The sequence below is a fragment of the Microbacterium sp. genome, from assembly GCF_047972865.1.
Classification (GTDB): Bacteria; Actinomycetota; Actinomycetes; order Actinomycetales; family Microbacteriaceae; genus Microbacterium.
This window is the reverse complement of the sequence record NZ_JBKEAY010000079.1, coordinates 1-4,097: the sequence shown is the minus strand read 5'-3', so window position 1 is coordinate 4,097 and position 4,097 is coordinate 1. Positions and strand designations below refer to the sequence as shown.

Annotated in this window: 3 protein-coding genes and 1 pseudogene; 2 read left to right on the top strand and 2 right to left on the bottom strand. The window is 65.5% G+C overall.

The window, feature by feature from the left end:
- Positions 1-220 precede the first annotated feature (220 nt).
- Positions 221-1,525 (bottom strand): hypothetical protein, encoded by a 1,305-nt coding sequence (locus tag ACK5KK_RS05075; protein ID WP_416889005.1) that lies wholly within the window; start codon positions 1,523-1,525, stop codon positions 221-223.
- Positions 1,526-1,656: 131 nt separating this feature from the next.
- Between ACK5KK_RS05075 and ACK5KK_RS05070 the strand changes: the two genes are divergently transcribed.
- Both ACK5KK_RS05070 and ACK5KK_RS05065 read left to right on the top strand, forming a co-directional pair.
- The gene (locus ACK5KK_RS05070) at positions 1,657-2,436 is read left to right on the top strand and encodes an SH3 domain-containing protein (RefSeq protein WP_416889004.1); all 780 of its coding nucleotides are present in this window, start codon (positions 1,657-1,659) and stop codon (positions 2,434-2,436) included.
- A 207-nt stretch (positions 2,437-2,643) separates the two neighbouring features.
- A complete protein-coding gene (locus ACK5KK_RS05065; protein ID WP_416889003.1) occupies positions 2,644-3,102 on the top strand; it encodes a GNAT family N-acetyltransferase in 459 nt (152 codons plus the stop codon).
- A gap of 32 nt (positions 3,103-3,134) precedes the next feature.
- Here the strand turns inward: ACK5KK_RS05065 and ACK5KK_RS05060 are convergent.
- Positions 3,135-4,097 (bottom strand): annotated as a pseudogene (locus ACK5KK_RS05060) (IS110 family transposase); the annotation flags it as partial.

The following is a 4,097-nucleotide window of genomic DNA, read 5'->3' as shown; positions in this document are numbered from 1 at the left end:
ACGCGCGGGGCGGAACCATCAGACGTGGGCAGAACTCATGGCCACCAGCAGGCAGTTCTCCTGGCCACCCACGGGCAGATCCCGTGACCGCCTACGGGCAGTTTTCCATGGCCGCCGACACATGCCTTATCCGTCAACTCTCCACGACCTACCACTCCAACTTGTTAACACGCCCAGACCAGGCGTTAACCCGCGACCCGCCGAACTTGCAGGACACGCTCTAGGTGAGAGGCTGCGGCTCAAGGTGAGTCCCGGTCATCCGACGTTGCAGCCACCGTAGGACGGGGCCCGCGAGGGCGGGGTCGCCCCGCATCGCGCTGGGCCATTGTCGGTCGACTGTCGAGGAGAGAAAACTGTGCGTGCGAAGTTCGTTGAGCACCTGCAGAGTGGCATTGAGTGCTTGCTGCCAGCGATCGGTACCGTCGAGCGCCGTTTGGGTGACGGTGAACACACGATCGGCCTGAGCGGCGGCGTTTGCCACCTCATCGCGTCGTGCGTGCAGGGTATGCAGCCGCGGGGCGCCGGGCGTTCGCGCGTACGCTTCAAGCAGAGAGTCATCCTCGCGCAACCACACGACCGGAACGTCGCTGGGCGCAGCCAAGGGGTTAGGAGTGATCTCGTCTGGCAGGCTCGAGTGGGCCCAGACCCGCCGCGCAGGCGGCGACTCGAGGAGCACCCGGTGGGCGGTGGAGCGGGCGCGGCGGGCAGTCGGCGCTGAGACGGGGCCCTCGGCTTCGAATGCAAGAAGGCGGGTAGTGGTGAGACCATAGCCGAGGGCAAGTGCGAGGAAATGCGCGATGCTGTTGGTCAGCGTCAGGGGAGTGATCGAATAGCAGCAGACCGACGGGACCATCGGGTGAGTGCTGCGCGCGGACGGCGACATCGGAGACCCGACGTGGGGGATCGACCAGCGTGACCAGTCGTCGTTTGGGCCCGACTGCGGAGCACGGGCGCTGTCACGAAGGGCGTGTGCCGCCCACAGTGCTCGAGAAAGCTCCTCATCGCCAGATATCGCTTCCTCCGTGGTCTGGCTTCCGTCGGCCTTTCGGACTGTGAGGTGGTCCGCGACGTGGATTCGGCAATCGTGCGGTCCCTCGAACGACCTCTTGAACTCGACGGACCATGCGCCATCTCGGATAGCGGCGTCAAGGATGAGCTGAGCGCCATACGCCCGTGACTGGCTGCCGAGGCGCCCCAAAGTCTCGTCCATCCGGGAGCGGAGTCTTTGCAGTCGGTAGGCGAGCGCGTAGACATCGCTTTCGTTCGTGTCGGCGATCAAGCCCATTTTCATGAACAGATAGCCGGGATCGGCCGTCGTGCTCCCGTCAGCTCCGAGGTGAAGTACCTGCGCGATCCGGACCAGGTGATGGAGTGGGATGGGGGTACGAGAGCGCCAGTTGTATACCTTGTCTTCGCTGATGCCGCCGCCGATGAGAAACGCGAGTTGCGCATTCGAGATTCGCTTCCGCTCCATGGCTTGGCGGATCTCATGGCGTGCAATCCGCCACATCTCTTCGCTGTCCATGTCTTGATCGTAGAACTTGCGTGAAGGCCTCGTACAGACTTGAACAATTCCGCAGAATCGCCGTAGACCACGGTGCGGAGTCGCAGGATCATTTCACTCGAGGCCGATAAGGGCCGCAGAAAGGAAATGAAATGTCCTACTTGCAGGGAGCGACGACCGTGGATCGACGCCGGGTGTTCCGTGCTCTCCGGGTGACGCTGGTCGCGGCGGCCGTCGTGTCGACGGGGTTGTTCGTGGCGCCACCGGCGCCTGCCGCTGCCGCACAGAGCACCGCAACAGTCATCACGTCGGGCGTCAATCTCAACGTGCGCAGTGGGCCCGGCACTAAGTACTCGGTAGTGAAGTCGCTCGCGCCGGGAACTCGTATCGGCATCAACTGCTACCGGAACGGAAGCAGCGTGACCGGTCCCTACGGGGCTTCGACGATCTGGTACTCCGTGGAAGGTGTGTCGAACGGTTGGGTGACGGACGCGTGGATCTATACCGGTTCGAACAACCCGGTCACCTCGCCCTGTGCTTCGTCCACGACTACACGGGAGTCCAAGGCGTATTCCTGGGCGGCTGCGCAGATCGGTGCAACGAGTGATCCCTGGGGACGGGCGATCGACGGATGGTGTGCACGTTGGTCGGTCGGCGCCTACGGACAGCTCAACGCGGGCTATGCCTCCGCTTATGACATGTGGCTGGGATTCAAGAGCAAAGGGTTGACGCGAACATCGGGCACGGCACCGAAGGGGACCTTTGTCTTCTTCGGGAAAGCATCTGTCAACGGGTATTACGGCCATGTCGCCATTGCGACCGGTGACGGACGGATGATCACCACGGGGGGAAAGATCACGGTGCAGCCCTATAGCTGGGCGAATGCTCCCTACCTCGGCTGGAGCTATGCGCCGGCAGGTTGGACACGATAGGTATTCGACGGTGAGGGCCGGGTGCGGAGATATCTCCGCCCGGGTCCTTCCTCATGCGCCCCACAAGCACCCGCTTCGGCGCCGGGGCTGCGGCGCCCCCGCACCGGTCGCGCTCGGTCAGCCCGTGGCGTCGGCAAGCAAGGCGTGCGGAGGGGGCCCCTATGTGGTTCGTCAAGTCCTGCTGGTCGCGAATGGTTGACTTGATGGGTGGATCTTGAGCGGTGCGGACCGGCGGATGTCGAGGCGCTGACGGCGTTTCTTAGCGAGGTCGATCTCACGCTGAGCGGCCTGGATGCCCCGAGCGTGCGGTTGTGGCTCGAGCGCGACAACGCTGGCGTGATCGTTGGTAGCACCGGGTATGAGATCAGCTCCGATGGTTACCATGCGCTGATCCGGAGCGTCGCGGTCAGCCCGGCGCAGCGTTCCCGTGGGCGCGGCAGCGCTCTTGCGAGCTTCGCGCTCGAGCACGCGGTCGAGGAGGGAGCGAGCAGGGCGTGGCTGTTCAGTCGCCGGTCGGGCCCGTTCTGGCAGAGCCTGGGATTCGAGTCTGCTGACCGTGACGAGCTCGCCGAGGCGCTCGCTGACACCCATCAGGTGCGACTGTTCCGGCAGACCGGGCAGCTGGGTCGTGAAGTCGCCTGGTCGCGCCCCATCGCTGCGGCCTGATCCCGCTCACGCGGCGATCGCAGTCGTGTGTGGTAGAGGGTGCCGTCGCGGAGCATGGCGTAGAGGACGTCGGAGCGGCGTCGGGCGAGGGCGATGAGGGCTTGGTTGTGGCGTTTGCCCTGGGCGATCTTCCGGTCGTAGTAGGCGCGGGATTCGGGGTCGCGGAGCGCGGCGAACGCGGAGAGGAACATTGCCCGTTTCAGGATCTTGTTCCCTCGTCGGGATGGATGCTCACCACGGATCGAGGTGCCGGATCGTCTCGTGACGGGGGCGAGGCCGGCGTAGGCGGCGAGGTGCCCGGCGGTGGGGAAGGTCTTGGTGGTGACTTCGGTGAGGAGCCGGGCTGCGGTCCTGACGCCGACTCCGGGCATGCTTGTCAGGACCGGCTGAAGAGGGTGCTGCTCGACGATCTTCTCGACCTCGACGGCGATCTCGTCCCGCTGCCTGCGCAGCGCGGCGAGCTGCTCTGCCAGCCGTGGGAGGACCAGAGCGGCGGCGTCAGTGCCGGTCACCACGACGGTCTGCTCACCGAGAGCCGTGGCGATCTCCGCGGCCCAGACGCGTCCCTTGCGGGGCGCGTTCTTCAGGAGCCGGTTCCCGAGCCTCTTCTCACCCGCTGATCGCATCGCCTCACCCGCTGATCGCATCGCCGCCGGTGACGGGTAGCGCTGCAGCAGGTCGAGTATCGCGGGATGATCCAGCCGGGACCCGATCACCCGTTCCAGGGCGGGGTGGATCTGCGTCAGCAGGCCGCGGATGCGGTTGGAGACTTGGGTGATCTGCCCGGCGAGGTCGTCGTCGAACCCGCAGAGCATCGACAACTCGGCGACTTGCTCGTCGGTGACCTGGATCGAGCGGAGCGTGTGCGGCATCGTCCGCGCGGTCTCAGCGATGATCGCCGCATCCCGCGCGTCGGTCTTCGCCTCTCCCGGGTGCAGGTCCGCGATGCGCCGCATCGCCAACCCTGGCAGGTAGCCGACCAGAGCGCCGGCCGC

Coding starts and splice junctions, on each gene's coding strand:
- ACK5KK_RS05070 (WP_416889004.1), top strand. CDS start 1,657: ATGTCCTACTTGCAGGGAGCGACGACCGTGGATCGACGCCGGGTGTTC.
- ACK5KK_RS05075 (WP_416889005.1), bottom strand. CDS start 1,525: ATGGACAGCGAAGAGATGTGGCGGATTGCACGCCATGAGATCCGCCAA.